The 26,790-nt window shown below is 65.7% G+C and carries 27 protein-coding genes and 1 pseudogene; 15 read left to right on the forward strand and 13 right to left on the reverse strand.

Translation table 11 applies throughout. The annotated features are described in order from the left end of the window. Positions 1-2: 2 nt before the first annotated feature. From AC56LK_RS14945 to AC56LK_RS14955, 3 genes and pseudogenes are all read left to right on the forward strand, one after another. Positions 3-1,004, forward strand: a complete 1,002-nt coding sequence (locus AC56LK_RS14945; RefSeq protein ID WP_497185285.1) for a succinylglutamate desuccinylase — start codon at positions 3-5, stop codon at positions 1,002-1,004. Next, a pseudogene (locus tag AC56LK_RS14950) lies at positions 1,004-1,711 on the forward strand (oxidoreductase); the annotation flags it as partial. The gene AC56LK_RS14945 and the pseudogene AC56LK_RS14950, both read left to right, overlap by 1 nt. Positions 1,712-1,817: 106 nt before the next feature. After that, a complete protein-coding gene (locus tag AC56LK_RS14955) occupies positions 1,818-2,687 on the forward strand; it encodes a head GIN domain-containing protein (protein ID WP_497185286.1) in 870 nt (289 codons plus the stop codon). Between the two features lie 34 nt (positions 2,688-2,721). On the opposite strand, the gene AC56LK_RS14960 is transcribed toward AC56LK_RS14955, so the two are convergent. After that, a complete protein-coding gene (locus tag AC56LK_RS14960) occupies positions 2,722-3,909 on the reverse strand; it encodes a globin domain-containing protein (protein ID WP_497185287.1) in 1,188 nt (395 codons plus the stop codon). A 245-nt stretch (positions 3,910-4,154) separates the two neighbouring features. Here AC56LK_RS14960 and AC56LK_RS14965 point away from each other — a divergent pair, with 245 nt between their 5' ends. Beyond that, the gene (locus tag AC56LK_RS14965) at positions 4,155-5,618 is read left to right on the forward strand and encodes an APC family permease (protein ID WP_497185288.1); all 1,464 of its coding nucleotides are present in this window, start codon (positions 4,155-4,157) and stop codon (positions 5,616-5,618) included. A gap of 13 nt (positions 5,619-5,631) precedes the next feature. After that, positions 5,632-6,297, forward strand: coding sequence for a CatA-like O-acetyltransferase (locus AC56LK_RS14970; protein ID WP_497185289.1), 666 nt, complete (start codon positions 5,632-5,634; stop codon positions 6,295-6,297). Here AC56LK_RS14970 and AC56LK_RS14975 read toward each other — a convergent pair. From AC56LK_RS14975 to AC56LK_RS14990, 4 genes are all read right to left on the reverse strand, one after another. Further along, on the reverse strand, positions 6,260-7,342 hold the full coding sequence (locus tag AC56LK_RS14975) for an alpha/beta hydrolase (RefSeq protein WP_497185290.1): 1,083 nt from the start codon (positions 7,340-7,342) through the stop codon (positions 6,260-6,262). The genes AC56LK_RS14970 and AC56LK_RS14975 overlap by 38 nt on opposite strands. A 95-nt stretch (positions 7,343-7,437) precedes the next feature. Continuing rightward, positions 7,438-9,603, reverse strand: coding sequence for a S46 family peptidase (locus AC56LK_RS14980; protein WP_497185291.1), 2,166 nt, complete (start codon positions 9,601-9,603; stop codon positions 7,438-7,440). A 131-nt stretch (positions 9,604-9,734) separates the two neighbouring features. Then, positions 9,735-11,012 carry a cardiolipin synthase gene (cls, locus tag AC56LK_RS14985; RefSeq protein WP_497185292.1) on the reverse strand — a complete coding sequence of 426 codons (1,278 nt, stop codon included), beginning with the start codon at positions 11,010-11,012 and terminating at the stop codon, positions 9,735-9,737. Positions 11,013-11,081: 69 nt separating this feature from the next. After that, entirely contained in the window at positions 11,082-11,351 is a 270-nt protein-coding gene (locus AC56LK_RS14990; protein ID WP_497185293.1) for a GlsB/YeaQ/YmgE family stress response membrane protein, read from the reverse strand. A gap of 282 nt (positions 11,352-11,633) precedes the next feature. Here AC56LK_RS14990 and AC56LK_RS14995 point away from each other — a divergent pair, with 282 nt between their 5' ends. Then, positions 11,634-12,965 carry a hypothetical protein gene (locus tag AC56LK_RS14995; protein ID WP_497185294.1) on the forward strand — a complete coding sequence of 444 codons (1,332 nt, stop codon included), beginning with the start codon at positions 11,634-11,636 and terminating at the stop codon, positions 12,963-12,965. Between the two features lie 73 nt (positions 12,966-13,038). Here the strand turns inward: AC56LK_RS14995 and AC56LK_RS15000 are convergent, their stop codons facing one another. The 3 genes from AC56LK_RS15000 to AC56LK_RS15010 are packed head-to-tail and all read right to left on the reverse strand — an operon-like array spanning position 13,039 to position 14,753. Then, the gene (locus AC56LK_RS15000; RefSeq protein ID WP_497185295.1) at positions 13,039-13,614 is read right to left on the reverse strand and encodes a YceI family protein; all 576 of its coding nucleotides are present in this window, start codon (positions 13,612-13,614) and stop codon (positions 13,039-13,041) included. A gap of 42 nt (positions 13,615-13,656) precedes the next feature. Further along, on the reverse strand, positions 13,657-14,208 hold the full coding sequence (locus AC56LK_RS15005; RefSeq protein ID WP_497185296.1) for a YceI family protein: 552 nt from the start codon (positions 14,206-14,208) through the stop codon (positions 13,657-13,659). Continuing rightward, positions 14,205-14,753 carry a cytochrome b gene (locus AC56LK_RS15010; RefSeq protein WP_497185297.1) on the reverse strand — a complete coding sequence of 183 codons (549 nt, stop codon included), beginning with the start codon at positions 14,751-14,753 and terminating at the stop codon, positions 14,205-14,207. Before AC56LK_RS15010 ends, AC56LK_RS15005 begins: the two co-directional genes overlap by 4 nt. A 204-nt stretch (positions 14,754-14,957) precedes the next feature. Here AC56LK_RS15010 and AC56LK_RS15015 point away from each other — a divergent pair, with 204 nt between their 5' ends. Next, positions 14,958-16,925 carry a TOL_0244 family TonB-dependent receptor gene (locus AC56LK_RS15015; RefSeq protein WP_497185298.1) on the forward strand — a complete coding sequence of 656 codons (1,968 nt, stop codon included), beginning with the start codon at positions 14,958-14,960 and terminating at the stop codon, positions 16,923-16,925. A 37-nt stretch (positions 16,926-16,962) separates the two neighbouring features. Here AC56LK_RS15015 and purB read toward each other — a convergent pair whose 3' ends face one another. Then, positions 16,963-18,354: an adenylosuccinate lyase gene (purB, locus tag AC56LK_RS15020; protein WP_497185299.1), complete on the reverse strand. Its 1,392-nt coding sequence runs from the start codon at positions 18,352-18,354 to the stop codon at positions 16,963-16,965. A gap of 157 nt (positions 18,355-18,511) precedes the next feature. Here purB and AC56LK_RS15025 point away from each other — a divergent pair, with 157 nt between their 5' ends. Both AC56LK_RS15025 and AC56LK_RS15030 read left to right on the forward strand, forming a co-directional pair. Further along, complete coding sequence (locus AC56LK_RS15025; RefSeq protein ID WP_497185300.1) at positions 18,512-19,126, forward strand: glutathione S-transferase N-terminal domain-containing protein; 615 nt, start codon at positions 18,512-18,514, stop codon at positions 19,124-19,126. Positions 19,127-19,134: 8 nt separating this feature from the next. Continuing rightward, on the forward strand, positions 19,135-20,085 hold the full coding sequence (locus AC56LK_RS15030) for a PfkB family carbohydrate kinase (protein WP_497185301.1): 951 nt from the start codon (positions 19,135-19,137) through the stop codon (positions 20,083-20,085). Here the strand turns inward: AC56LK_RS15030 and bfr are convergent. Together bfr and AC56LK_RS15040 are read right to left on the reverse strand one after the other, a co-directional pair. Next, positions 20,075-20,545, reverse strand: coding sequence for a bacterioferritin (gene bfr, locus AC56LK_RS15035; RefSeq protein ID WP_497185302.1), 471 nt, complete (start codon positions 20,543-20,545; stop codon positions 20,075-20,077). The genes AC56LK_RS15030 and bfr overlap by 11 nt on opposite strands. 217 nt (positions 20,546-20,762) lie before the next feature. Next, a complete protein-coding gene (locus tag AC56LK_RS15040) occupies positions 20,763-20,972 on the reverse strand; it encodes a (2Fe-2S)-binding protein (protein WP_258827121.1) in 210 nt (69 codons plus the stop codon). A gap of 223 nt (positions 20,973-21,195) precedes the next feature. On the opposite strand from AC56LK_RS15040, the gene AC56LK_RS15045 reads away from it, so the two are divergent. From AC56LK_RS15045 to AC56LK_RS15055, 3 genes are read left to right on the forward strand one after another with little or no spacing between them, the layout of a single operon-like run. After that, positions 21,196-21,453, forward strand: coding sequence for a FeoA family protein (locus AC56LK_RS15045; RefSeq protein WP_436103969.1), 258 nt, complete (start codon positions 21,196-21,198; stop codon positions 21,451-21,453). A gap of 4 nt (positions 21,454-21,457) precedes the next feature. Next, positions 21,458-23,338 (forward strand): ferrous iron transporter B, encoded by a 1,881-nt coding sequence (feoB, locus tag AC56LK_RS15050; RefSeq protein WP_497185303.1) that lies wholly within the window; start codon positions 21,458-21,460, stop codon positions 23,336-23,338. 2 nt (positions 23,339-23,340) lie between these two features. After that, positions 23,341-23,604 (forward strand): DUF6587 family protein, encoded by a 264-nt coding sequence (locus tag AC56LK_RS15055; RefSeq protein ID WP_497185304.1) that lies wholly within the window; start codon positions 23,341-23,343, stop codon positions 23,602-23,604. Here the strand turns inward: AC56LK_RS15055 and AC56LK_RS15060 are convergent, their stop codons facing one another. Further along, a complete protein-coding gene (locus tag AC56LK_RS15060; RefSeq protein ID WP_497185305.1) occupies positions 23,605-23,979 on the reverse strand; it encodes a COG4315 family predicted lipoprotein in 375 nt (124 codons plus the stop codon). Between the two features lie 137 nt (positions 23,980-24,116). On the opposite strand from AC56LK_RS15060, the gene AC56LK_RS15065 reads away from it, so the two are divergent. From AC56LK_RS15065 to AC56LK_RS15075, 3 genes are read left to right on the forward strand one after another with little or no spacing between them, the layout of a single operon-like run. Beyond that, positions 24,117-24,785 (forward strand): glutathione S-transferase, encoded by a 669-nt coding sequence (locus AC56LK_RS15065; protein ID WP_497185306.1) that lies wholly within the window; start codon positions 24,117-24,119, stop codon positions 24,783-24,785. 56 nt (positions 24,786-24,841) lie between these two features. Next, positions 24,842-25,627 (forward strand): 5'-3' exonuclease, encoded by a 786-nt coding sequence (locus tag AC56LK_RS15070; RefSeq protein ID WP_497185307.1) that lies wholly within the window; start codon positions 24,842-24,844, stop codon positions 25,625-25,627. Between the two features lie 12 nt (positions 25,628-25,639). Continuing rightward, positions 25,640-26,038 carry a response regulator gene (locus AC56LK_RS15075; RefSeq protein ID WP_497185308.1) on the forward strand — a complete coding sequence of 133 codons (399 nt, stop codon included), beginning with the start codon at positions 25,640-25,642 and terminating at the stop codon, positions 26,036-26,038. 12 nt (positions 26,039-26,050) lie between these two features. Here the strand turns inward: AC56LK_RS15075 and AC56LK_RS15080 are convergent, their stop codons facing one another. Further along, on the reverse strand, positions 26,051-26,722 hold the full coding sequence (locus tag AC56LK_RS15080) for a GAF domain-containing protein (RefSeq protein ID WP_497185309.1): 672 nt from the start codon (positions 26,720-26,722) through the stop codon (positions 26,051-26,053). Between the last annotated feature and the right edge of the window lie 68 nt (positions 26,723-26,790).

A 26,790-nucleotide genomic window follows, 5' to 3' on the forward strand; every position in this document is an offset into this window, starting at 1 on the left:
CGATGAGCGCAGCCGCAAACTCTGCGCTGCCGGAAGCGGTGCGCGCCCTGGCCGAAGCCGACTTCGGCGCGGTCGCGCAACGCTTCTCGGAGGCCGGCTTCACGGTCGGCCTGCCGGCGCCCGGCATCATCACGGTGAAACACGCTGCGCAGGACAGGCAGCGTCCCGCCGTGCTGGTGTCGGTGGGCGTGCATGGCGACGAGACCGGGCCGATCGAGATGGTGGCCTGGCTGATCGAAGCCCTGTCGCGCACGCCGCGTGAACTGGCGGTGGACCTGATGCTCTGCGTCGGGAACATCGATGCGATCGCGGCCGGCAAGCGCTTCATCGATGCGGACCTGAACCGCATGTTCCGTGCCGACCGTGGTTCGCTGGCTTCTGCCTTCGAGGCGGCGCGGGCCGACGCGCTCATCGCCGCCACCTGTGCCTTCTTCGAGGGTGCGGGGCCGCAGCGCTGGCACCTGGACCTGCACACGGCGATCCGGCCATCGCACTATCCGATGTTCGCGATCGTGCCCGAGATCATTCCCGATGCGCCGCGCAAGGCGCTCATCGACTGGCTGGGACAGGCGGCGATCGGCGCCGTCATCATGAATCCGAAGTCGGTGGGCACCTACAGTTATTACTCCGCGGAGCACCATGGCGCCGCGGGCAGCACCGTGGAGCTGGGGCGGGTCGGGACGCTGGGGCAGAACGACCTGTCGCAGTTCGCCGATGCTTCCGCAGCGCTCTACCGTCTGCTGCGTGGCTTGCCCGGCCTGCCGGCCAGGACGGCGCCGCACGTGTTCGCGACGGCGCGCCAGGTGATCAAGCTGTCGGATGCCTTCAGTATGTCGGTGGGACGCGAGACCTGGAACTTCACGCCGATGAAGAAGGGTGAGGTGATCGCGACGGATGGGGACACGGTGTACCGCGTGGAGCATGACGAGGAGCTGGTCGTGTTTCCGAATCCGGACGTGCGGGTTGGCTTGCGTGCGGGGCTGATGGTCGTACGGATCGGCTAAGCGCATTTCCGCAGCAGGGCGAGGTGCCGCCGCTGGCGCTCGAAACCGAGGGCGTGGTGCGCGTCAAGGAAGCTTTTGTCGCCGCCGCCCGCCGCGCGCATGCGCTGGGCCTCGACGGCATCGAGCTGCATGCCGCCCACGGCTACCTGCTGCACCAGTTCCTGTCGCCGCTGTCGAATGCCCGTGACGACGAGTACGGCGGCGCGCTCGAGAACCGCATGCGTTTCCCGCTCGAGGTCTTCGATGCCGTGCGCGCCGCCGTGCCGCGCGAGATGGCGGTCGGCATGCGCATCTCGGCCACCGACTGGGTCGAAGGCGGCTGGGAGATCGAACAGAGCCTGCGCGTCGCCCAGGCGCTCGAGGCGCGCGGCTGCGACTTCATCCACGTCTCCACCGGCGGCCTGTCGCCGCTGCAGAAGATTCCGCTCAAGCCGGGCTACCAGGTCGAGTTCGCCGAGCGCATCAAGCGCGAGGCCGGCATGCCGACCATCGGCGTGGGCCTGATCACCGAAGCGCAACACGCGGAAAGCATCCTGCAGCAGGGCCAGGCCGACCTCATCGGCCTGGCGCGCGCCATGCTGTACGACCCGCGCTGGCCCTGGCATGCGGCGGCCGAGCTGGGCGCCCAGGTGGCCGCGCCGCCTCAGTATTGGCGCTCGCAGCCGCGTGAACACAAGGAGCTGTTCGGCAGTATGCGTGCGGGATAGGGCCGCAGTTCAGGGAGCATTTCCTGCAGCCTGTCGCACGGGCCGGGCGGCCGGATGGAGGGCTTGTTAAAGTCGCAGCAGTCAACCACCACAAAGGATTCATGCCATGCGTACGCCACGTGCCCTACTTGCCATCGCCGCTCTCGCCTCCCTGGGCGGCTGCGCCATCATCGTGTCGCCGAACGACGGCGACGTGCGCATGCGGACGGTGTTCAGCGACAGCGCGATCGAAGGCGACGGCATTGCGGCACGCGACCAGCGCCAGGTGGCGGCGCACGGCGAACTGGAAGTGAGCGGTTCGATGCAGGTCGAGGTACGCGTCGGCCCGGCGCCCTCGCTGCTGGTCGAAGCCGACGGCAACCTGCTGCCCTATATCCGCACCGAGGCGAGCGGCAACACGCTAAAGATCGTCAACGAGCGCAGCCTGCGCAGCAAGACGCCGGTGCGGATCGTCTACACCACCCCGCGCCTGACCGAGGTACGCGCCGCGGGTTCGGGCCAGGTGCTAGTGTCCGGCCTGGACGGCGCGCCGCTGGCGGTGCGCAAGAGCGGTTCGGGACAGGTGCGGCTGGCAGGAAGGGTCGACAGCCTGCAGGCGCGCGTGAGCGGTTCGGGCGTCCTCGATGCGGGCGAGCTGCGCAGCGCCAGTGCGGACCTGAGCCTCGCCGGTTCGGGCCGTATGAACGTCGGCGAGATCCGCGGCGACTATGCGCGCGTCTCGGTGGCGGGTTCGGGCGTGCTGCAGGCCGGCGGCGCGGTGCGTTCGCTGAATGCCCGCGTCGCGGGTTCGGGCAGCGTCGACCTGGCGAGCCTGTCGACCCAGGACGCCGACCTGGCGGCCGACGGTTCGGGCGGGATCCGCGCCACCGTCAAGCAATCGCTGATTGCGCACGGCGGCGGGTCGGGCGGTATCCGGGTGTACGGGCATCCGGCCAGGACCAGCGTCACGGGCCGCAACGTGCACCTGCTCGATTGATGCCGCCGGGTGGGCGGAACGCCCATTTAGTACATTACAGCAGGTTGTCCAGCAGGTCCGGACCGAACACCTCGCGGTGCAGGCGGGCCGCCGGGGCGCCTGCCGCCAGCAGGGCATTCCACTGGGCCTGCATGAAGGGCAGCGGGCCGCACATGTAGACCTCGGTCTCGGTGCGCGGCCATGACGGCAGGCGCTCCAGTTCCATCTTCCCTTTCAACACGCCCGGCAGCTCGCCTTCTTCGTGGAAGCTCACCACGTGCAGGTGCGGCATGCGCGCCTGGGCGGCGGCAGTGTCGGCCTGGTGCGCGTGGTGGGCCGCGTTGCGGGCGGCATGGGCGAAGATCACGCGGCGCTCCGGGTTGACCATCGCGATGCGGTTCAGCGCCGCGATCATCGGCGTGATGCCGACACCGGCCGACAGCAGCACCACCGGCTCGTTCGATTCGGTATCCGGCAGGAAGTCGCCGAAGGGATGGGTCACGTGCAGCAGGTCGTCCATGTTCACATTGTCGTGCAGCCAGGTCGAGACCTCGCCGGCCGGGTGGGCGCCGCCGTCCTCGCGCTTGACCGAGATGCGCAGGCTGTCCTTGCCGTTCGCATCCGACAGGCTGTACTGGCGCAGCTGGCGGCGGCCATCCTTGAAGTCGACCGCCACGCTCACATACTGGCCGGCCTTGAAGGGCGGCAGGGCGCCGCCATCCAGCGGGACGAAGCGGATCGAGATCACCTTGTCGCTCTCGCGCACCACTTCCGTCACGCGCATCGCGCGGGTCTCGCCCGGCTGCACGCCGGCTTCCTCGACCATCTTCGCTTCCGCATCGATCAGCAGGCGCGCCAGCGAGGTATAGGCTTCTTCCCAGGCCTTGAGCAGCGGCTCGGTGGCGGCATCGCCCAGCACCGTCTTGATCGCGCCGAGCAGGTGGTGGCCGACGATCGGGTAGTGGTCGGCACGGATGCCCACCGAGGCGTGCTTGTGCACGATGCGGCTCACCACCGGGCCGAGCGCCGCGGCGTTGCCGATGTTGGCGGCATACGCGAACACCGCCGACGCCAGCGATTGCTGCTGCGCGCCGTTGGCCTGGTTCCCCATGTTGAACAGCTTCGTCAGTTCCGGATGGGCCGCGAACATGCTGCGGTAGAAGGTGGTGGTGATGGCCAGGCCGTGCTCGCGCAGGACCGGGACGGAGGCGTCGATGTAGGGGCGGGAAGCGCTCGAGATCATGGTGTTTTCCTTATAGATGCATAAGCAATGAATGTTTAAAGCCAAAAAAATGGTTCGGACTGGATGGGCTGATCCGTGCGAACGCAAGCATTCTATCAAAGATGCTTAGAGAATGCATGTTTGAGCAAACTATTTTATTGAAAGAACGCAAAACCCCTATAATCGCTGGTTTGATTGGTGGCCTATCAAGCTGCCGACCCGAGACAAACCGCGCTGCGACAGGCCGCGCCACCAAAGGACTTGCCGTGAATCTGACCCTGGGCCAAAAGCTGATTCGTACCAAACAGGCTGAACGTCACCATGAAGACAGCAGCACCGGCGGTGGCCTGCAACGTTCGCTCAGCCTGTTTCCGCTGACGATGATCGGGGTCGGCGCCACCATCGGGACCGGCATCTTCTTCACCATGGTCGAGGCGGTGCCGAAGGCCGGTCCGGCCGTGATCCTGTCCTTCCTGCTGGCCGCCCTCACCGCCGGCCTGACCGCCCTGTGCTACGCCGAACTGGCGGGCCGCGTGCCCGCCGCGGGTTCCTCGTATTCCTTCGCCTATGCGACCGTCGGCGAGTTCGCCGCCTTCATCGTAGCGGCCTGCCTGCTGCTCGAATACGGTCTGGCCGGGAGCGCGGTGGCGATCGGCTGGTCGGACTACCTGAACAACTTCCTGGTGAATGCCTTCGGCTGGGAGATCCCGGCGCAGCTGCGTTCGCCGATGTTCGTCTCTAGCCACCACAACGTCCACTTCAACCCGGGCAACTTCAACCTGCCGCCGGTGATCCTGGTGGCGATGTGCTGCATCCTGCTGATCCGCGGTACCAAGGAATCGGCGACCACCAACGCCATCATGGTGCTGGTCAAGCTGGCGATCCTGATCTTCTTCTCGGTGATCGCCTTCACCGGCTTCGACGCCGCCAATTTCACGCCTTTCTTCAGCCCCGACCCCGACAGCGGCTACGTCGGCATGGCCGGCGTGACCGCCGCCGCCGGCACCGTGTTCTTCTCCTTCATCGGCCTGGACACCATTGCCACCGCCGGCGAGGAAACCAACAACCCGCGCCGCAACGTGCCGATCGGGATCCTGGCGGCGCTGCTGATCGTGACCGTGTTCTACCTGCTGGTGGCCTTCGCCGCGATGGGCGCCCAGCCCGCGCGCATGTTCGCGGGCCAGGAAGCCGGCCTGTCGGTGATCCTGCAGAACGTGACCGGCCAGGCCTGGCCGGCCCTGGTGCTGTCGCTCGGCGCGGTGGTGTCGGTGTTCTCGGTGACCCTGGTGACGATCTACGGCCAGACCCGCATCCTGTATGCGATCAGCCGCGACGGCCTGATCCCGAAGACCTTCCAGAAGGTGAACAAGCGCACCCTGGCCCCGGTCAGCAACACCATCATCGTCTGCCTCGTGGTGGGCGCGGTGGCCGGCCTGGTCGACGCCACCTTCCTGTGGGACATGGTGAGCATGGGCACGCTGACCGCCTTCATCGTGGTGTCGATCGCGGTGCCGGTGATCCGCGCCAAGCAGGGCCGCGGCGAGCCGGGCAACTTCCGCGTTCCCTTCGGTCCTTACGTGATCCCGGGCCTGTCGGTGCTGGCCTGCCTGTACATCATGAAGGACCTGTCGCCGGCCACCTTCCGCGTGTTCTTCATCTGGATGGGCGTGGCGGTGGCGACCTACTTCCTGTACAGCGTGCGTCACAGCCGCCTGAACAAGGCGCAGTAAGCGGAGTACCGGATTGGAGAATTTCGAACGGCGGCGCGACCGCTTCGCATTGTTCGACGCGATGGAGAGCGCCGCCGTCAACATCTGCTTCCCGCTCGACTTGCCGGACTTCCGGCCCTGGTGCAAGAAACAGGGCCTGGCGCCTTTCCACGTGCTGTTGTGCGCCGTGCTGCGCGCGGTGCTGAAGGTCGAGAACTTCCGCTACCGCATCCTGGACGGCGACGTGATCCGCATCGATCGCCTGATTCCGTCCTTCACGGTGGTCAACCAGCACAATGACCTGAACTTCGCCCAGTTCGACTGGTCGGACGACCTGCGCGAATTCGTCGCCCGCGGCATCGCGGCGCGCGAGGCGGCCAGCAGCATGGCGGCCCTGAACATGGAATACGCCGCCAGGACGCCGCTGCAGGCCAGGGAGCAGGTCTTCGTCACCTGCATCCCCTGGCTGGCCTTTACCTCGATCCAGCATCCGAGCGCCTCGCTGGCGCAGCCGGACATTCCTTCGTTCGCATGGGGGAAATTCAGGGATGGCGCACACGGCCGCCTCGAGCTGCCGTTCTCGGTGCAGGCGCACCACGGCTTCGTCGACGGCTTCCACATCCACCAGCTCGCGCAGACCATCGCGGCCGAGCTGGAAGCGATCACTTCACCAGCGGCTTCACCACCTCGAGCAGGCTGACCAGGGTCTTGCCCGGCTCTTCCCACGGCACCATGTGGGCCGAGCGCTCGAACCAGACGATGCGCTTGTAGGGCGCATCGACCTTCTCCATCCAGTTGACGGTCGGCGCGGCCGGCGTGGTGTAGTCGTGCCGGCCCAGGAACATGACGACCGGGATCGGGAAGCGCTTCACGCCCGAGAAATCCACTTGCAGGAATTCCGGCAGTACCCGGCCCAGGGTCAGCACGCTGCCCTTGTCGATGTCCTTCACCTGGCCCGGGGTGTATTCCGGCGAGAGCAGCGGGCCGCGGAAGAAGTAGCCGGACTCGCTGCGGAAGGCGGACAGTCCCCCATAGTGCTGCGGCCACTTGCGCGCGACGATGATGCGCTCGCGCGTGATCGGCTGGTCGCCGGGGTAGGGCGCGATCGCCGCCATTTCCTTGACCGCTGCCACGTTGTTCTCGCGCTTGGCGCGCTCGTAGGCGTAGTCGAAGCTGATGCGCTCGTTCTCGCGCACGTTCAGCACCTGGCCGATGCCGACATAGGCGTGGAACAGGTCGGGGCGCTTGAGCGCCGCGCGCATGCCGACGATGGTGCCCCAGCTGTGGCCCATCAGGATCAGCTTGCGCTGGCCGTAGCGCGCCTTCAGGTGCTCGGCCACTTCGATGGCGTCGTCCACGTAGCGCTCGATGCGGATGGTCCCGGCAAGCTGCTCCGGGTCGGTCTCGCCATAACTCTTGCCGGCGCCGCGCTGGTCCCAGTTCACCACGGTGAAGTATTCCTCGACCGGCCGCTGGAACTGCCACATGGTCGGCGTCACCGGCGAGGCGGGGCCGCCGTGCACGAACAGGATCATCGGATTGGCCCGGTCCTGGCCGCGCACGCTGAGCCACTGGTCGACGCCGCCGATGCGGGTCTTGTACGACTCCTGCACGCCGGTCGGGGCGCTGATGCGGTTGAGGTCTTCGATGACGGTGCGCGCTTTCGCGTAGGGGTCGCCGACTTCCTGTGCCAGGGTGGACGCGCAGGCCAGCAAGGCGCCACAGAACAACCATAGCTTCTTCATATCCGATCCTTTCTTGTAAAAAAGCCACGCAACCCTGCGGCGGCGTGGCTTCCATGCGCGGCACCCGAAGACGCCGGCAGGTATGACAGTGCCGCTTATTGCACGTTCATTTCTTTCAGCAGGTTGTCGGCCTTGTCCACATGCTTCATGTTCCACAGCATGTAGCGGCTGTCGACCTGGATCGAGCGGGTCATGGCCTTGTTGAAGTCCCAGTCCGAGATGATCGAATCCAGGGTGCCGTCGAAGGCCAGGCCGATCAGCTCGCCCTTCGCGTTCAGCGCAGCCGAACCCGAGTTGCCGCCGGTGATGTCCAGCGTCGCCAGGTAGTTGACCGGCACGGTCTTCAGCTTCGGATCGACGTACTTGCCGAAGTCCTTGGACTGGATTGCCGCCAGCTGGGCTGCCGGTGCGTTGAACTCGCCTTCGCCGGTGTGCTTGGCCACGATGCCTTTCGGCGTCGTGAACGCGGTCCAGGAGCCGGTGCCGTCGGCGCCGACGTCACGGCCGGCGACCTTGCCGAAGGTGACGCGCAGGGTGCCGTTCGCGTCCGGGTAGACGGCCTGGCCGCGGCTGGACATGTAGGCGATCTTGGCGCGCATGTAACTGCCGTAGGCTTGCTGGATCTTGCCTGCCAATTCCTCTTCCTTGGCTTCATCCTTCAGGCCTGCGTCGTACATGGCGACCGCGGCCTTGATGAAGCTGTCATTCGAAGCCTGGAATTCGGCCGGCGACTTCTTGAGCCAGGCGCTGCGCTCTTCCTTGTTGGCCAGCTTGGAGCCGGCGTAGATGCGGTCCAGTGCGGCCTTCAGTTCGGCTTCGCTCATGCCGGCGCGGATGCCCAGGGCGGCGTCGAAGGCGGCGTCATGCTCGGCGGCAGGCTGCGCGTTGTACTTGGTCAGGAAGTTCAGCACCAGCGCCTTGTCGACCTTTTCGTCGTAGGTGCGGTCCTGGCCGGCGATGACCGAGTTCCAGCGCGGCATGTCGCGTTCCTGGAAGCCCGACTTGCGCTCGGCGTCCGGCTTGGTGCGCTCGTTGGCCAGGCGGTACAGCGAACGTGCCGAGGACAGGAACTTCGGCTGCGCGTAGCCCAGGTAGAAGCCCTTCTTGGCGTTGGCGTCGCGCTCGGCGATCAGCTTTTCGGCCTGCTCGATGTCGGCGGCGTACTGCGCCTTGCGGGCCGGGTTGGCGTTGACCCATGCCTTCAGGGCATTGTGCTCGGCCGTCTTACGCTGCAGGAAATCGCTGTTCGCGTACGAGGTCAGCATGCCCTTGCGGTTCTTGTAGTAGTTGTTGACGCTGGCGATCTGGCCGGCGTACTTCAGCTTGGCGGCCGGATCGGTCTTGGTCTCGCGCTCGATGATCGCCAGGGTCTCGCCCGATGCCGCAACAAACGCCGGGTAGTTCCAGTCGAAGGTCGAGGCGACTTCCGACGGCAGGCGGTGGCGGTTGGTGCGGCCCGGGTAGCCCAGCACCATGACGAAGTCGCCTTCCTTGGCGCTGGCGCCCGGGTCGGCGATCTTCAGCACGTGCTTCGGCTGGTAAGGTACGTTGTCCTTCGAGAACTCGGCGGCCTTGCCGTCCTTGCTCACGTAGGCACGGTAGAAGCCGTAGTCGCCGGTGTGGCGCGGCCACATCCAGTTGTCGGTGTCGCCGCCGAACTTGCCGACGCCGGCCGCCGGCGCGTGCACCAGGCGCACGTCACGGATCTCGAGCTGCTTCAGGCGGTAGAACTCCAGGCCGCCGTAGTAGCTGGCCACGGTGCAGCGGTAGCCGGCCGACTGTTCGCACTCGGCCACCAGCTTCTTCTGGTTCTTCTCGATGGCGTCGATGCGCGCCTTGCCGCTCAGCTTGGCGACTTCCGGCGTAATGATCTGGCCGGTGACGTTCGCCACTTCCTCGGTCACGTAGACGCGGCTGCCCGGCGCGGCCGGCAGTTCTTCAGCGAAAGTCTTGGCCAGGAAGCCGTTGGCCAGCAGGTCGCGTTCCGGGGTCGAGTTGACCGCCACGCTGTTGTAGATGCAGTGGTGGTTGGTGACGACCAGGCCCTGCGGCGAGACGAACGAGGCCGAGCAGCCGCCCAGGCTCACGATCGCGCCCATCGGGAATTCGGTCAGCTTGGTCAGGGTGGACGGATCCAGCTTGAGGCCGGCGGCTTTCAGTTGCTTGGCTACTTGTGGCAGCTGCTGCGGCATCCACATGCCTTCGTCCGCGTGTGCGGCGAAGCTGGTGAGGATGGCGAGCGAGAGGAGGGTCTTTTTCATTCGCGTCTGTCTGGTTGGGATGGGAACTCTTGGGCTCCGCGGAGCATCCAAGAGTATCCGTAATCCCTATATGCATCGTCAACCAATATTTCGTCCAGACAAAGCGATACTTTTTTCTCGAAAGAATGTGTTTACAGCTGGGCGCTGACGAGCGAGCTGATGCTTGTCGTTATGCGATCCCACCACGGACGCTCGCGGAATTCCACCTTCGTCACCGGGTTCGCGCGGCGCCAGTCGTCCTCGAAAATGGCGCTCTGCTCGCGCGCGAAGCCTTCATGCAGAACGTTCAGGTTGGCCTCGTCGTTGATACTGAACGAGCGGTTGTCGAAGTTGGTCGAGCCTACCGACACCAGCAGATTGTCGACGATCAGCGCTTTTACGTGGTACATCGTGGGCTGGTATTCGGCCAGCTTCACGCCGGCCGCCAGCAGCTCGCCCCAGCGCTCGCGCGAGGCGGCCTTCACCAGGTCCGAGTCGATGATCTTGCCCGGCATCAAGATGCGCACGCGTACGCCGCGCTTGGCCGCCTCGATCAGGGTGCGGATGGTCAGGTCGTCGGGCACGAAATAGGCGGCCGCCAGGTCGATGGTCTTGCGCGCCGAGGTGATCGCCATCAGGTACATCAGGTGCATCGATTCGCTGCCGCCGGTCGGCGAACTGGAAAACATCTGGGCCGGCATGTCGCCCACCGGCTGCAGGGCCGGGAAGTAATCGGGGCCGTCGAGGACGGTGCCGGTGGCTTTCAGCCAGTTGTCATTGAACACGGCCTGCACCTGGCCCACCACCGGGCCTTCGATGCGGAAATGGGTGTCGCGCCAGTGCTTCTCGTCCTGGGCATTGCCGCGCCACTGGTCGGCGATGCCGACCCCGCCGGTGTAGCCGACCTTGCCGTCGATCACCAGGAGCTTGCGGTGGGTGCGGTTGTTCAGGCGCGCCAGTTTCCACCATACCGGCTTGTGGTAGCGCTGCACCTGTACGCCGGCCGCTTTCATCGCGTCGAGCTGGGCCAGGTCCATTTTCACGCTGCCCATGAAGTCGAGCATCACATGCACTTTCACTCCGGCGCGGGCGCGCTCCATCAGGGCGTCGGCGAACTCGCGTCCGATCGACTCCGACCAGTAGATATAGGTTTCGAAGGTGATCGTTTTCCTGGCCGAGCGGATCGCCTCGAGCATGGACGGGAAGATCTGGTCGCCGTTCAGCAGCGCCTCGACCTTGTTACCTTCAAGAATGGGCGGGCCGAGCAGGACGCCCAGCGAGCGGCGGAACTGTGGGTCGTTGGTATCGTACAGGCGGACGAGGCGGGCCTCGATCTGCTTTTCGCTCGGCATGAAATTGAGCGCAAGTACGCCTCCCACCAGGGTGAGGGCGGCCGTGACGAGGATGGTCCAGAATCGCTTGGGTGACATAAGGGAATGCGGGCGTAAAAAAACCAACGCATGAAGCGTTGGTTTTTAGGAAGAGCGCATCACTGCTGATTAACGAACACGGCCGCGACGCAGCAGGTTCACGATGGCCAGCAGGATGACAGCGCCCAGGAAGGAGACCAGCAGCGACGAGACGCTGAAGTCGTCGGAGTTGATGGTGCCGGTGCCGAACAGCGGCGACAGGAGCCAGCCACCCAGGAAGGCGCCGACGATACCAACCACGACATTGAGAATCATGCCCTGTTCTGCGTCGGTTTTCATGATCATGCTGGCGAGCCAGCCCAGAATGCCACCGACAACGATCCAAATGATGAATAACATGGTGTACCTCCTTCAAGTGTGAGAAAACATACCCCCAGGCCGATTGAATTGCCGTGGCCATGGAGAAAAGTCTAGAGACCAGTCCCCTTCAGGTCGGTGCGGCAACGAACGTTAGACGGCGAAACTCCAAGCCTGTTCTGGTCCCGGGAACTGTTGAGCGAAAAGAAGTGGGTAGAGTGCGGCACCGAACAGAAGAGGCTCGGTGTGGGGCATAAGGTTTCAACACTTGCAATACTTTCTTTTTGCAGGACCCAGCACCTGAACCTTCTGAAAGGATTCGCCATGAGTAACTACGATTCGAATAGCAACACCAACCAGAATTCCCGCATGGTCACCGGCCTGTTCCCCGACCGTGCCAGCGCAGAACGCGCCTATTCCTCGATCTCGACCCGCGGCTACACCAAGGACGATGTCAACCTGATGATGTCGGACGACGCTCGCAAGACCCACTTCGGCGATACCGACACCGAACTGGGCAGCAAGGCCGCCGAAGGCGCCGGCATCGGCGCCGGCATCGGCGGCACCATCGGCGCCGTGCTGGCAGGCATCGCAGCCGTCGGCACCACCCTCGTGCTGCCGGGCCTGGGCGTGGTCGTGGCCGGTCCGCTGGCAGCGGCCCTGGCCGGCGCCGGCGCCGGCGGCATCACCGGCGGCCTGATCGGCGCGCTGATCGGTGCCGGCATTCCGGAAGACCGTGCCGCGCACTATGAAGAAGGCATCAAGAAGGGCGGCATCGTGATGGGCGTGAATGCCCGTTCGGACGAAGATGCGCGCCACATCCAGCAGTCGTGGACCGACAGCGGCGGCACCCACATCATCGGCACCGGCATCGGCGCACTCGGTGGTGCGGCGGCTGGCGCCGCCATCGGTTCGGCGGCCGGTCCGGTCGGCACCGTGGCTGGCGCCGCCATCGGCGCGGTCACCGGCGGCATGGCCGGCAAGGGCGTCGGCGAAGTCGTGAACCCGAAAGCCGGCGACGACCTGTCGGAACACTACCTGGCCAAGGGCGTCGGCGCCGGCAGCGGCGCTGCCGTGGGCGCGATGGCAGGCGCGGCGGCCGGCCCGATCGGCATGGCTGCCGGCGCGGTGGTCGGCGGCCTGGCGGGCGGCGCGGCCGGCCAGGGAACGGGCGAAGTCGTCAACCCGAAACCGGGCGACGAACTGCGTGACCACCACCTGGGTACCGGCGTCGGCGCCGGTGCGGGTGCCGCGGTGGGCGGTTCGGTGATCGGTGGTGCCGTGGGCGGCCCGGTCGGTGCAGTCGTGGGCGCCGGCATCGGCGCGGCAGTCGGCGGCATGGCGGGCAAGGGCGTGGCCAAGATGGTCAACCCGGCGGAAGAAGACGCCCACTGGCGCGGCCAGTACCAGACCCAGCCGTACTACACCCCGGGCTACACCTACGACGACTACCAGCCAGCCTATGCGCTGGGCTACAACTCGGCAGGCCGTTACCCGGGCGGTTACGACCAGCACGAGCAAGAGCTGTCGAGCGAATGGGAACGCACCAAGGGCACTTCGCGCCTGAGCTGGGAACAGGCCAAGCACGCCTCGCGCGCCGCATGGCACAAGGTCGAGCGCGCCATCCCGGGTGATGCCGACCGCGACGGCCGCTAAGCAGCGGATACGCTAGCGTAAAAAAAGCCTCGGTGCTTCACGGCACCGAGGCTTTTCCTTTTGGCGAAGGGGATTACTGCTTGATCGCTTCCACCTGGATCGCCAGTTTCACTTCCGGAGAGAAGGCCGGCACGCCCTTGGTGATGCCGAAGTCGCTGCGCTGGAAAGTGCCGCTCACGTCGGCGCCGCACACTTCGCGCTTGAGCATCGGGTGCTCGATGCACTTGAACTTGTTGATGGTCAGGGTCAGCGGCTTGGTGACGCCGTGCAGGGTCAGCTCGCCCTGGGCCGAGGTCGGGACGTCGCCGGTGAAGGTGATCGACTTCGACTTGAAGGTCGCGGTCGGGAATTGGGCGGCGTCGAAGATGTCCGGCTTCTTGGCGTGCTCGTTCATCTTGTCGTGGCCGAAGTCGATGCTGTCGATGTAGACGGTGATGTCGAGGGTGCCGGTCTTGGCCTTGCGGTCCAGGGTCACGGTGCCGTCGGTCTTGTTGAACTTGCCGCGCCAGACCGAGATGCCCATGTGGTCGGCTTCGAAGCTCGGGTAGGTGTGATTCGGCTCAATCTTGTAGGTATCGGCGGCAAAGGCGAAGCCGGCGCCGAGGGTGCTCGAAGCGGCCAGGGCTGCGATCAGGTGCTTGATGTTCATGGAGCGATTCCTTGCTGAAGTGTTGAGGTGTGTGCGTGTTGATTACTGCGCCGCGGCGACGCGGAACTTGATGACGACTTCATCGGCGACCATGCTGGTGTCCTTCCACTCGCCTTCACCGATGTTGAAAGCCAGCCGCTTGATCGGCAGCTGGCCTTCGAATACCTGTTTGCCTGCTTCCGTTTTCACGGTCAGCGGGAAGCGCACGTCGGCGCTGCGGCCCTTGATGGTCAGCTTGCCGCTGACGTCCAGCTTGCCCGCGCCGGCCGCGGCAATGCTCGAGGACACGAAGCTCGCCTTCGGGAACTGGGCGGTGTTGAACCACTCCTTCTTGGTGACTTCCTTGTTGTAGTCGGGATCGCCCAGGTCGAGGCTGGCGGTTTGGATCTCGACCGTCGCCTTCGAGGCGGCCGGCTTGGCGGCGTCGTAGTCGATGTGCGCCGTGAACTGCTTGAACTTCGCCTCGACCGGCACGCCCATCTGCTTGAAGGTGGCCGTCACACTGCTTTTCGCAGGGTCGGTCTTCAGCACCGCGGCGCCTGCGAAGGCAGTGGCGAACAGGGAGGCCAGCAGCAGGCCCTTGATTGTCTTCATGAGAACTCCTTACGCTTGGAAAAAGGCAGCATGCGCGCCATCACGCCGTCGCGGTCGACGAGCAGGTGCTTGAACGCGGCCGCCACGTGCACGCCGACCAGCAGCGCCAGCAGCATGTTGAGCCAGTAGTGGACATCCTTCAGTACCACTTTCAGGACGGGGTCGGGACCGATCAGGACCGGCAGTTCGAGCACGCCGAACCAGACCACCGGATAGCCGGTCGACAGGCTGTAGAAGTAGCCGGACAGCGGCACCGCGAACATCAGGATGTACAGCAGCCAGTGCAGGCCATGGGACGCGCCGCGCTGCCAGGCGGGCATCTCGTCGGCATAGGCGGGCGGGTGACGGAACAGGCGCCACAGCAGGCGCAGGGCCGCCAGTGCGAGCACGGTGACGCCGGCCCACTTGTGCCAGTTGAAGTACTTCAGTTTGGTCGGCGTGATGCCGGGGATATCGGTCATCACCAGGCCGAGCGTGAACGTCCCGATGATCAGCAGTGCGATCAGCCAGTGCAGAACGATGGCCGGGATGGTATAGCGGGGCATAAAGTTTATCTTTTGGAAAGTTGTACGCGTTAGAACTAACTATACCAGTCTTTACCGCCCGTTGCTGCCGAGGGTAATTTTTCGCTAGGAACACTAGCACGAATTGCAAAACATGCACAGCGGCAGCAGCCAGAATGTAAAATCTGGAAGAAATACTGTTATCACACATTACTGGCGGATAGTTTTAATGCCGGGGAGTAAGATATGAGCGCACCATCCTTTCCGTTTTCCCTGCGTCCCCCGCTGCGTCTGATTGCCGGCTGCTTCGGCGCGCTGCTGGCACTGCCGGCTGCTGCCGAAGAGCTCATGTCCGGACGCCCCGCCAGCCTGGCCGACCTGTCGATCGAAGAACTGGCGAACATCGCGGTCACTTCCGTTTCCAAGAAGCCGGAGCGCCTTCTCGACGCGCCGGCCTCGGTGTTCCTCATCACCGGCGACGATATCCGGCGCTCCGGCGCGCGCAGCCTGCCTGAAGCCCTGCGGCTCGCACCCAACCTGCACGTGGCGCAGCGCTCCGGCTACGGCTACGCGATCAGCGCACGCGGCCTCAACGGCAGCAGCAACAGCGCCCCCAACAAGCTGCTGGTGATGATCGACGGGCGCTCCGTGTACGCGCCGCTGTTCTCCGGCGTGTTCTGGGATATGCAGGACCTCATGCTGGAAGACGTCGAACGCATCGAAGTCATCAGTGGTCCGGGCGGCACCCTCTGGGGCGTCAATGCCGTCAATGGCGTCATCAACATCACGACGCGCCCGGCCGGGGCAACCCAGGGCAGCCTGGCGGTGCTGCGCGGGACCACCGATGGCGCCGATGCCGCATTCCGCCAGGGAGGACAAAGCGGCGAGGCCAGCTGGCGCGTCTACGGCAAGATGCTGCAACGCTCGCATGGCGAGACGACCGGGGGAGCACGCCTCGACGATGCCTGGCGTCAGGCCCAGCTCGGCTTTCGGAGCGACTGGCAGCGCGGCGCGGACAGTGTCAGCGTGAATGGCAACGCGTATCGCGGCCGGCTTGAGCAGCCCGCACCGGGAGAGATCGCGGTCAGCGGCACCACGCTGCGCCTGGGCGAGATCGATACCCAGGGCGCCAACCTGAGCGCGCGCTGGGAGCATGCGCTGGCCGCCGGCGGGCAGCTGTCGGTGGAGGCCTATCTCGACCATACGCGGCGCCAGGTGCCGCCCACCTTCACCGAATCGCTGCAGATCGCCGACCTGCAGATCCAGCACACGCTGCCGGCCTGGGGCCGCCACAGCCTGGTGTGGGGAGCGAGCCTGCGCCACAGCTGGGACAAGGTGGAGAACAGCGTCGTGATCGCCTTCCTGCCGGCGCGCAAGCAGCAGACCTGGGCCAGCCTGTTCGCCCAGGACGAGATCGCACTGCGGACCGACCTGAGCCTGACCCTGGGCGCGCGCATCGAGCGCAACGACTATACCGGCAACGAATTCCTGCCCACCGCGCGCCTGTCGTGGCGCCTGGCGCCGCGCCACGCGCTGTGGGGCGCGCTGTCGCGCACCGTGCGCGCGCCCACCCGGCTCGACGTGGACGCCTTCATTCCCGGCCGCCCGCCCTATCTGCTGCGCGGCGGACCGCGCGTACGGGCCGAAGTGGCGCGGGTGTTCGAAGCCGGCTACCGCGGCCAGCCAATGGACGGCCTGTCGACCACCGTCACGCTGTTCCATAACCAATACGAGCACCTGCGGACGCAGGAAGTCGATCCGACCCGGACCTTCATCACCTTCGACAGCCTGATGGAAGGGAAGGCGACCGGCATCGAGATGTGGGGAAGCTACCAGATGACGGACGCCTTGCGCCTGTCGGCCGGCTTCACGGCGCTGCGCGAACGGTTGCACACGAAGCCGGGCAGCAACGACCGCGTGAGTCCCGGCACTGCCGGGAAAGATCCGGAGCATACGCTGCAGCTGCGCTCGCAGTACAGCTTCGACGACCGGCGCGAGCTGGACCTGGCGCTGCGCAAAGTGGCTGCGCTGGAGAACCCCGCGGTGCCCGCCTACTGGGCGCTGGACGCGCGCTTCGGCTGGCGCCTGGCGCCCGATCTGGAATTGTCGGTGGTGGGGCAGAACCTGAACGGCAGCCACGCCGAGTACGGCGCGGCCGGGGCGCGGGCCGAAGTCGACCGCAGGCTGGGCGTCAAGCTGGAGTGGAGCTTATAGGTGGAGAAGAAGGGGGCCGCGGCCGGCCCCCTCGCGATCAGATGGCTTTTGCCAGCTGCGCAGCCAGGCCGGTGTAGTTCGCCGGCGTCATCTGCATCAGGAGATCCCTGGCCTCCTGCGGAACCGCCAGCTTGCCGATGAACTCCTGCAGCGCTTCGCGGGTGATGCCCTTGCCGCGGGTGAGTTCCTTCAGCTGCTCGTACGGGTTCTCGATGCCGTAGCGGCGCATCACGGTCTGCACCGGCTCGGCCAGCACTTCCCAGCTCGCATCCAGGTCCGCTTCGAGACGGGCCGCATTCACTTCCAGCTTGTTCAGGCCACGCAGGCAGCTGTCGTAGGCCAGCAGCGCGTAGCCGAAGCCGACGCCGATGTTGCGCAGCACGGTCGAATCGGTCAGGTCGCGCTGCATGCGCGAGACCGGCAGCTTCTCGGCCATGTGGCGCAGCACCGCGTTGGCCAGGCCCAGGTTGCCCTCCGAGTTCTCGAAGTCGATCGGGTTGACTTTGTGCGGCATGGTCGACGAACCGATCTCGCCGGCGCGCAGCTTCTGCTTGAAGTAGCCGAGCGAGACGTAGGTCCAGATGTCGCGGTTCAGGTCGAGCAGGATGGTGTTGGCGCGCGCGATGGCGTCGAACATCTCGGCCATGTAGTCGTGCGGCTCGATCTGGATGGTGTAGGGATTGAACACCAGTCCCAGACGGTTCTCGATGACCTCCTTCGAGAAGGCCGGCCAGTCGAAGCCCGGGTAGGCCGACAGGTGGGCGTTGTAGTTGCCGACCGCGCCGTTCATCTTGCCGAGGATCTCGACAGCGGCGATGCGCTGCACGGCGCGTTGCAGGCGTGCGACCACGTTGGCGAATTCCTTGCCGAGGGTGGTCGGGCTGGCGGTCTGGCCGTGGGTGCGCGACAGCATCGGCAGCGCCGCGTTGGTGTGGGCGATCTCGGTCAGCTTGGCGACGATGTTCTGCAGGGCCGGCAGCAGCACGCCGTCGCGCGCGCTCTTGAGCATCATGCCGTGCGAGGTGTTGTTGATGTCTTCCGAGGTGCAGCCGAAGTGGATGAATTCGCTCGCCGCCACCAGCTCCGGCACGTCCTTCACCTGCTCCTTGAGCCAGTACTCCACCGCCTTGACGTCATGGTTGGTGACCGCCTCGATCTCCTTGATGCGCGCCGCCTCGGCATCGCCGAAGTTCGCGGCCATGCGCTCGAGGTGAGCGTTCGCTTCGGCCGAGAACGGCTTGATCTCCGGGAAGCCGGCCTGCGACAGCGCCTGCAGCCAGGCGATTTCGACTTTCACGCGGTGGTGCATGAAGCCCGCTTCCGACAGGATCGGGCGCAGCTTGTCGGTTTTCGACGCGTAGCGGCCATCCAGCGGGGACAGGGCCGACAGAGTCGCCGATTGGGCAGATGAGGGAACGGTAGAGGTCATGGCGGGCGGTCCGTGCAAAAACGCGGATTTTACCACCGGGTGGATGACAAGGCTTTGCGCGCGCGGCCGCGCCGGCCGGCCGCGACGCCAGCCTGGCGCAGACAAACGCCGAAACGGCGATGCTATACTGGCATCCAATCTTCTCATCCGGGCATGTATGAAACTCATCGGTTCCCTCACCAGTCCCTATGTGCGCAAAGTCCGTGTCGTCATGGCGGACAAGAAGCTCGACTTCAGTTTTGAACAGGAAAACGTCTGGGCTGCGGAGACCACCATCCAGGAAGTCAACCCGCTCGGCAAGGTTCCCTGCCTGCTCATGGAAGATGGCAGCACGCTGTACGACTCGCGCGTGATCGCCGAATACCTCGACACCATCTCCCCGGTCTGCAAGCTGCTGCCGCCGAACGGCCGCGAGCGCACCGACGTCAAGGTATGGGAAGCGCTGGCCGACGGCGTCATGGAGGCGGCCATCCTGGTCTTCGTCGAGCGGCGCGACCGCGCGCCGGAGCTGCAGAGCGCGCAGTGGATCGAGCGTCAATTGGGCAAGGTGCACGCAGGCCTGCGCGAGATGTCCGCCAAGCTCGGCGATTCGGCCTACTGCATGGGCATCCACTACACGCTGGCCGACGTCGCCGTCGGTTGCGCATTGGGCTGGCTTGCCCTGCGTTTCCCCGAGATCGGCTGGCGCGGCGATTACCCGAACCTGGCGCGCCTGGCCGATAAACTCGCCGAACGTCCCTCGTTCCGCGATACCGCGCCTCCTGTCGCGTGAGCGCCCTCTTGACTACAGTTGTCTTTGGCGAGGCGCTGGTCGACGACTTCAGCACCGAGCAGGTGGTCGGCGGCGCGCCCTTCAACGTGGCGCGCCACCTGGCCGCCTTCATGGCGCCGCAGCTGATGATCACCCGCATCGGCAATGACAAGCCGGGCCTGGCGGTGCGCGCCGAATTCGAGCGCTTCGCGATGAGCGAAGCCGGGCTGCAGTGCGATGCCATCGAGGAGACCGGCCGTGTGCTGGTCGAGCGCGGCGCGCGCGGCAGCCACCGCTTCACCATCCTGCCGAACCAGGCCTACGATTTCATCGACCGCGCCCAGGCCAGGGCAGCGCTCGACCAGGCGCAGCCCGGCATCTTCTATTACGGCACCCTGGCCCAGCGCAACGAGCGCTCGCGCGCCACCCTGATGTCCCTGCTCGGGACCACGGCGGCGCTGCGCTACCTCGACCTGAACCTGCGCGAGGGCCAGGTGGACGAACGCGTCGTCACGCGCTCGCTGCAGGAAGCCAATATCGCCAAGGTCAACGAGGAAGAACTGCAGGCGCTGTTCGGCTGGTATTTCCAGATCAAGGCGGATGCGCAGGCGCTGACGGCCGACGAGGTGCGCGCCTCGTGCCAGGCGCTGCTGCAGATGTTCTCGCTCGATGCGCTGATCGTCACGCTGGGCCACCGCGGCTCGGTCTACTTCAGTGCGGACGGCGGCGTGCTCATGCACCGCGATAACCCGGCGCCGCCCTTCGTGATCGACACGGTCGGCGCGGGCGATGCCTTCTCGGCGATTTTCCTGCTGGGGAAGATGCGGGATTGGCCGCTCGATGTGTCACTGGCCAGGGCCAACGAGTTCGCGGGAGCGATTTGCGCGATCCCGGGCGCGGTGCCGCGGGATCTCGGGTTTTATGACCAGTGGATGAGGAAGTGGCGCCAGGCTGAGGAGCCGGCGCGGTTTACTCGCTGATCTGGCTCTGCAGGTAGTTCTGGATGCCGACCTTCACGATCAGGTCCAGCTGCGTCTCCAGCCACTCGATATGCTCCTCGGTATCCTCGAGGATCATCAGGAACAGGTCGCGGGTCACGTAGTCAGCCGCCGCTTCCGCCGCCGCAATGCCTTCCTTGACCGTCACCTGGGCCGCGCGCTCGAGCTTGAGGTCGCATTCCAGCATTTCCTGGGTCGATTCACCGATGAGCAGCTTGTGCAGGGCCTGCAGGTTCGGCAGGCCGTCGAGCATCAGGATGCGGTCGATCAGCTTGTCGGCATGCTTCATCTCGCCGATCGATTCGTCGTATTCCTTCTTCGCCAGCTTGCCGAAGCCCCAGTGGCGGTACATGCGCGCATGCAGGAAGTACTGGTTGATCGCGGTGAGTTCGTTGGTCAGCTGCGCGTTGAGCAGCCGGATGATGTTGGGATCGCCCTTCATGGAATGCTTTCGGTGATGTTGGATAGACACCATGATAGCAAACAAGCTGTCCAGAATCGGCCAAAAACCGGCGAAAATCCTGAAAAAACTGCCTCAAAAGCAGGGAAAATCATCGAAATGCGCCGTAATGGAAACCGTTCTCGTTCCATCGCGAGAACGCTTCTCACTACGAAAAAAAACCCCGCGCATGGCGGGGCAGGAGAGAGCCGATTTTGCCTCAGGCCGCTTGGGGAACGCGGCGCACTTCGGTAATCGTGGTCTTGCTGTCCAGGTGTTCGTTGAGCACTTCGCGTGCATAGCTGACACACTTGCCGCACATGGTGCCGACGCCCAGTTCCTTGTGCAGTTCGGCGACCGAGGAGATGCCGAGGTCGACCGCCTGGCGGATTTCACGGTCAGAAATGTTGTTGCAAACACAGACGATCATCGTTGCGGCTCCTTGCCTTTATCATCACACGAATGAGAATCAATCTCATTCGTGTTCTATTCTGCTGAAACTCGGCGGCGTTTGCAACTGATTTTTGTGATGTGCGCGCAAATTCTGGCGAGTATGATCAAGCTGCAAATAGAAATAATTCGCATTTAGGTTTATGATGCTCATATCTGTCTCATCAGCGCTACATATGTAGTCCTACTATCCGGACGCGACCATGACCTTAGCTCCCAGCCTCACCACCCTCGACGCCCTCCAGCCTGGCCAGAGCGCCACTGTGATCCACCTTGCACCGGCGGAGCAGCAGGGCGCCGGCGACGTCCAGCGCCGCCTGATGGAACTCGGCTTCGTGCCGGGCGAGCGCATCCGCGTGCTCAAGCGCGTGCTGGGTGGCCCGCTGGCGGTCAAGGTGGGCGAGTCCACCTTCGCCCTGCGCCGCTTCGAAGCGGCCCTCGTGTCGATCAAGCCGGAATAAGCGGATGGGAGTCATGGAACAACAGGTGGCGTCGCGTACGCCCCTGGTCGCACTGCTCGGCAATCCCAACTGCGGCAAGACCGCATTGTTCAACCGGTTGACCGGCTCGCGCCAGAAGGTCGCGAACTATGCCGGCGTGACCATCGAACGCAAGGAAGGCAGCTTCACCTCGCCCGCCGGCCGCGCCTTCCGCGTGCTCGACCTGCCGGGCGCCTACAGCCTGAGCGCCCAGACCCCGGACGAAGCCATCACGCGCGACGTGGTGGCCGGCCTGCGTGCCGGCGAAGCCGCGCCCGACGCCATCCTGTGCGTGGTCAACGCGACCAATTTGCGCCTGAACCTGCGCATGGTGCTGGAGCTCAAGCGCCTCGGCCTGCCGATGGTGCTCGTGTTGAACATGGTCGACGTCGCGCGCAAGCGCGGCATCGCCATCGATACCGCCAAGCTGTCGGCGGCGCTGGGCATGCCGGTGGTCGAAACCGTCGCCATCCAGGCCGGCGGCGAGCAAGGCCTGCTGGCCGAACTGGACCGCATGGCCTTCGATGTCCCGGTCAAGGCCAATCCGCTGTCGGCGATCGACGCGGTGCCGGTCGAGGAAACCCAGCGCGAAGTGCGCCGCATCCTCGACCTCGCCGTCTCCAGCGGCGCCGACCGCGGCAACCTCACCGAAAAGATCGACAACGTGGTGCTGCACCCGGTGCTCGGCCCGGTGCTGCTGGCCGCGCTGATGTTCCTGATCTTCCAGGCCGTGTTCAGCTGGGCCGGCACCCCGATGGACCTGATCGAGGCGGGCGTCGGCGCCCTCGGCGAGCAGGTCGGCCTGCTGCTGGGCGAAGGCGTTCTGCACAGCCTGATCGTGGACGGCATCATCGCCGGCGTCGGCAGCGTGCTGGTGTTCCTGCCGCAGATCCTGATCCTGTTCTTCTTCATCCTGCTGCTGGAAGACGTGGGCTACCTGCCGCGCGCCGCCTTCCTGCTCGACCGCATCATGGGCAGCGTGGGCCTGTCGGGCCGCGCCTTCCTGCCGCTGCTGTCCTCCTTCGCCTGCGCGATCCCCGGCATCATGGCCGCGCGCACCATCCAGAACCCGCGCGACCGCCTGGTGACGATCATGATCGCGCCGCTCATGACCTGCTCGGCGCGCCTGCCGGTGTATGCGCTCCTGATCGCCGCCTTCATCCCGGACCGCGAGGTCGCCGGCCTGATGAACCTGCAGGGCCTGGTGTTGTTCGTGCTGTACATGGCCGGCATCCTGAGCGCGATGGCGGTGGCCTGGTTCATGAAGCGCCGCAGCGACTACAAGCAGCATGCCCTCATGATGGAACTGCCGGCCTACCACTGGCCGCAGCCGCGCGCCCTGGCCATGGGCCTGTGGGAACGCGCCAAGATCTTCCTGAAGCGGGTCGGTACCCTGATCCTCACCATGATGATCCTGCTGTGGGTGCTGTCGAGCTTCCCGGGCGCGCCGGAAGGCGCGACCCATCCGCCGGTGTACTACAGCGTGGCCGGCATGATCGGCCGCGGCCTCGAATACCTGCTGGCCCCGATCGGCTTCGGCTGGGAGATCGCGATCGCCCTGGTGCCGGGCATGGCCGCGCGCGAAGTCGCGGTCGGCGCCCTGGGCCAGGTGTATGCGCTGTCGGGTGGCGATGAAGTCGGCAACACCCTGGCGCCGCTGATCGCGCAATCGTGGTCGCTGGCCACCGGCCTGTCGCTGCTCACCTGGTACGTCTATGCGCCGCACTGCCTGCCGACGCTGGCCACGGTGGCGCGCGAGACCGGCAACCGCCGCTACGCCTGGATCATGGCCGGCTACATGTTCGGCCTGGCCTACGTCGCAGCCTTCATCGTCTACCGCGTGACCTTGTACTTCACGGGGGGCTGAGCATGTGGCAGGAGCTGGTAGCCGGGATCATCGTCGCGCTGGCCGTGCTCTACGTCGGCGCGAAGTACCTGCCCGACGGCTGGCGCCGCGCCATCGTGCACCGCCTGTCGCAGGGCGGGAAGCAATCGACGCTGGTGAAGTGGCTCGACACTTCGGCCAGCTGCGGCAGCGGCTGCAACAGCTGCAATACCTGCGGGCCGTCCGAGCCCGCGCCGCCGCCCGGCAAGGGCAGCGGCAGGGTCATCAAGATCCACGAACGGCGCTGATCACTCGCTCTTGACCACGTGCCAGGCGCCGCCGACGCCGTCGCCGGTCTTGTCTCCCGCTTTCTTGTCTTTCACGAAGGTGTACAGGGGCTTGCCCTTGTGGGCCAGCTGCTTGCCGCCATCCTCGCGCGTGACGACCGAGTAGGGCGCCGGCGGCGTCCCTTCGGCCATGACCGGCGGCCAGTTCTTGGCACAGGTCGCGACGCAGCTGCTCTTGCCGCTGTCAGGCGCGTCCTTGTCGTAGGTGTAGACCGTCATGCCGGCACTGTTGACGAGCATGCCGTTGGCGGCCCGCAATGGAGCCGGGTCGTTGGCAAGGGCGGTGGAAGAGAACAGCAGGGCGAGGACAGCGGTACTGACGCGAAGCAATTTCATATAGCCTCCTGGTCGTTCACTGCGTGGGTGGACGTCCATTCTAGTCCGCTTGCGCCGCCAAGGCATCCATCGCCTCATCCGTGGCAGGCGCACAACATGCTAAGCTGGCGGCCTCTCGAACTCCACGGAAGCAGTCCATGATCGTCGTCCACCACCTGAACAATTCGCGCTCGCAGCGCATCCTGTGGCTGCTCGAAGAGCTCGGGCTGGAATACGAGATCAAGAAGTACCAGCGCGACCCCAAGACCATGCTGGCGCCGCCGGAACTGAAGGCGGTGCACCCGCTCGGCAAGTCGCCGGTGATCACCGACGGCGGCACCGTGGTGGCGGAGTCCGGTGCGATCGTCGAATACCTCACCGGCCGCTACGGCAACGGGCGCCTGGTGCCGGCAAGCGGCACCCCGGAGCGCCTGCGCTACACCTACTTCCTGCACTTCGCCGAAGGCTCGGCCATGTCGCCGCTCTTGATGAAGCTGGTGTTCGACAAGGTCGAGAACGGCCCGATGCCATTCTTCGCGAAACCGATCGCGCGTGCGATCGCGCGCAAGGTCAAGGACAGCTTCATCCTGCCGAACATCCGCAGCCAGCTCGATTTCCTGGAGAGTGAGTTGGGCAAATCCAGCTGGTTCGCCGGCGAGGAGTTCAGCGCCGCCGACATCCAGATGAGCTTTGCGCTGGAAGCGGCCGCCTCGCGCGGCGGCCTCGGCAGCCAATACCCGAAGCTGGCCGCCTTCCTCCAGAAGATCCACGCGCGTCCGGCTTACCAGCGCGCGCTGGAGCGCGGCGGAAAATACGATTACGCATAGTACGGGCCAGCCCGTCCGGTTTATCATGGCGGCGCCGCATCAACCGAACCACCACCATGAGCAAACAGGGAAAGCTGCTCGCGATCGATGGCCTGAACATCGTGCGCCGCGTCTACGAAGCCAGCCCCGAACCGGATTCCGACCTGAAGGCCAGCATCGCGCTGCGCCATGCGTTTTCGTCCTTCCGCAACCTGCTGGAAGCGCATGCGCCGACCCACGTGCTGGCGGCCTTCGATTACGGCGGTCCGAACTGGCGCCACACCCTCTACCCGCGCTACCGCGAGGGACGCGCCGCCATGCCCGCACCGCTGCGCGAGGCCCTGCCGGACTTCCACGAGCGCCTGCGCCAGGCCGGCCTGCACGTGCTGGCGCTGCCCGAGGTCGAGGCCGACGACGTGATCGCGACCGGCGTCATGCGCTGGCTGCAGGAAGGGCGGGGCGAGGCCATCGTGGCGACCACCGACAAGGACCTGCACATCCTGATCGCGCACGGCGCGCTGGTGTGGGACCACTTCAAGAACGAATGGCATGACGACGCCTGGGTGCGCCAGCGCTTCGGCGTGGCGCCGGAACTGCTGCACGACCTGCTGGCCCTGATGGGCGACCCGACCGACGGCGTGCCGGGCGTGTCGAAGATCGGCATGAAGACCGCCGCGCGCCTGCTCAATGCCTACGGCAGCCTGGACGCCGTGGTGGCCGGGGCCGGCATCCTCAAGACCCCGCTGGGCGAAAGGCTGCGCGCCGAGCGTGAGATACTGGCGGTATCGCGCCGGCTGGTCGAGCTCAAGCTGGACGTGCGGCTGGGCGTGACCTGGAACATGCTGGCCTATGAATCACACTGAAGGAAAGAGGCGATGCTGAAGGCATTGATCGTGGACGGCAGCGCCATCGCGCGCGGCCTGCTCAACACCGTGCTGCTCGACGGCGGCTACGACGTCGTCGCGCAGACCCACACCGGCACGCTCGGCTACGGGCTGGCGATGAAGCACCGTCCGCAGATCGTCTGCATTGCGCGCGAGCAGGTCGAGGACGGCAGCCGCATCGTCGAGGAACTGCGCGTCCAGCTGCCGAAGGCGATGATCTTCATGGTGTCGGGCACGCTCGATGCCGCCGCCATCCAGGACGCGCTCGGGCGCGGCGTGCACGGCTTCATCGTCAAGCCCTTCAAGGCCGACGCCGTACTCAAGACCATCCGCAATACCGTGATCGCGGTCGTCCGCAAGCAGCAGGGAGGCGCGGGCAGCGCGGAATAGCGCGGCCGGTGCTCAGCCGCGCCGCTTGAGTTCGTCCGACGCGATCGCCGCCAGCTCGTGCAGGGCGCGCAGTTCGCGCTCGCGCAGGCGGCGCGGCTCGCGGTCCAGCACGCACAGGGTGCCGAAGCGGCGGCCCTGCGCGTCTTCCAGCGGCACCCCGGCATAGAAGCGTACGTGCGGCGCCCGCGTCACCAGCGGGTTGGCGGCGAAACGTGCATCGTTGGCGGCGTCGCCCACCACGAAGGCTAGTCCGGTGGCCAGCGCCTGGTTGCAGAACGCCCACTCGCGCGGCGTCTCCCGCAGCTCGAGGCCGACGCGCGCCTTGAACCACTGGCGCCCTCCCGCCAGCACCGTGACCAGCGCCATCGGGCAGTCCGTCACCTGCGCGGCCAGCCGCGCCAGGCGGTCGAAGACTTCCTCGGCCGGCGTGTCGAGCAGTGGGTGGGTAGACAGCAGGTCGAATGCCTGCGCGACAGGGGCGGGCGCCACGTCTGCCGGGGCCACGCCCGGGGCCTGCCTTGCCTGCAGCTGGCGCACCGCGCTCACGCGCACGCGCCGGTGCCCGCCGGGCGTCTTCCAGGCGCGCAGTGCTCCGCTCTCCATCCAGAGCTGCGCTGTGCTGACGGCAACGCCCAGCATGTCCGCTGCTTCCCGCGTCGTCAGGATCGGATCGTCCTCGCTCATGTTCCCGGTGATTTGTAGTCGATCTATCCATTCTACCCGAATTCCGAAATATTTGACGGAACTGCGTG

It is taken from the genome of Telluria sp. ZB4P36, from assembly GCF_059685865.1.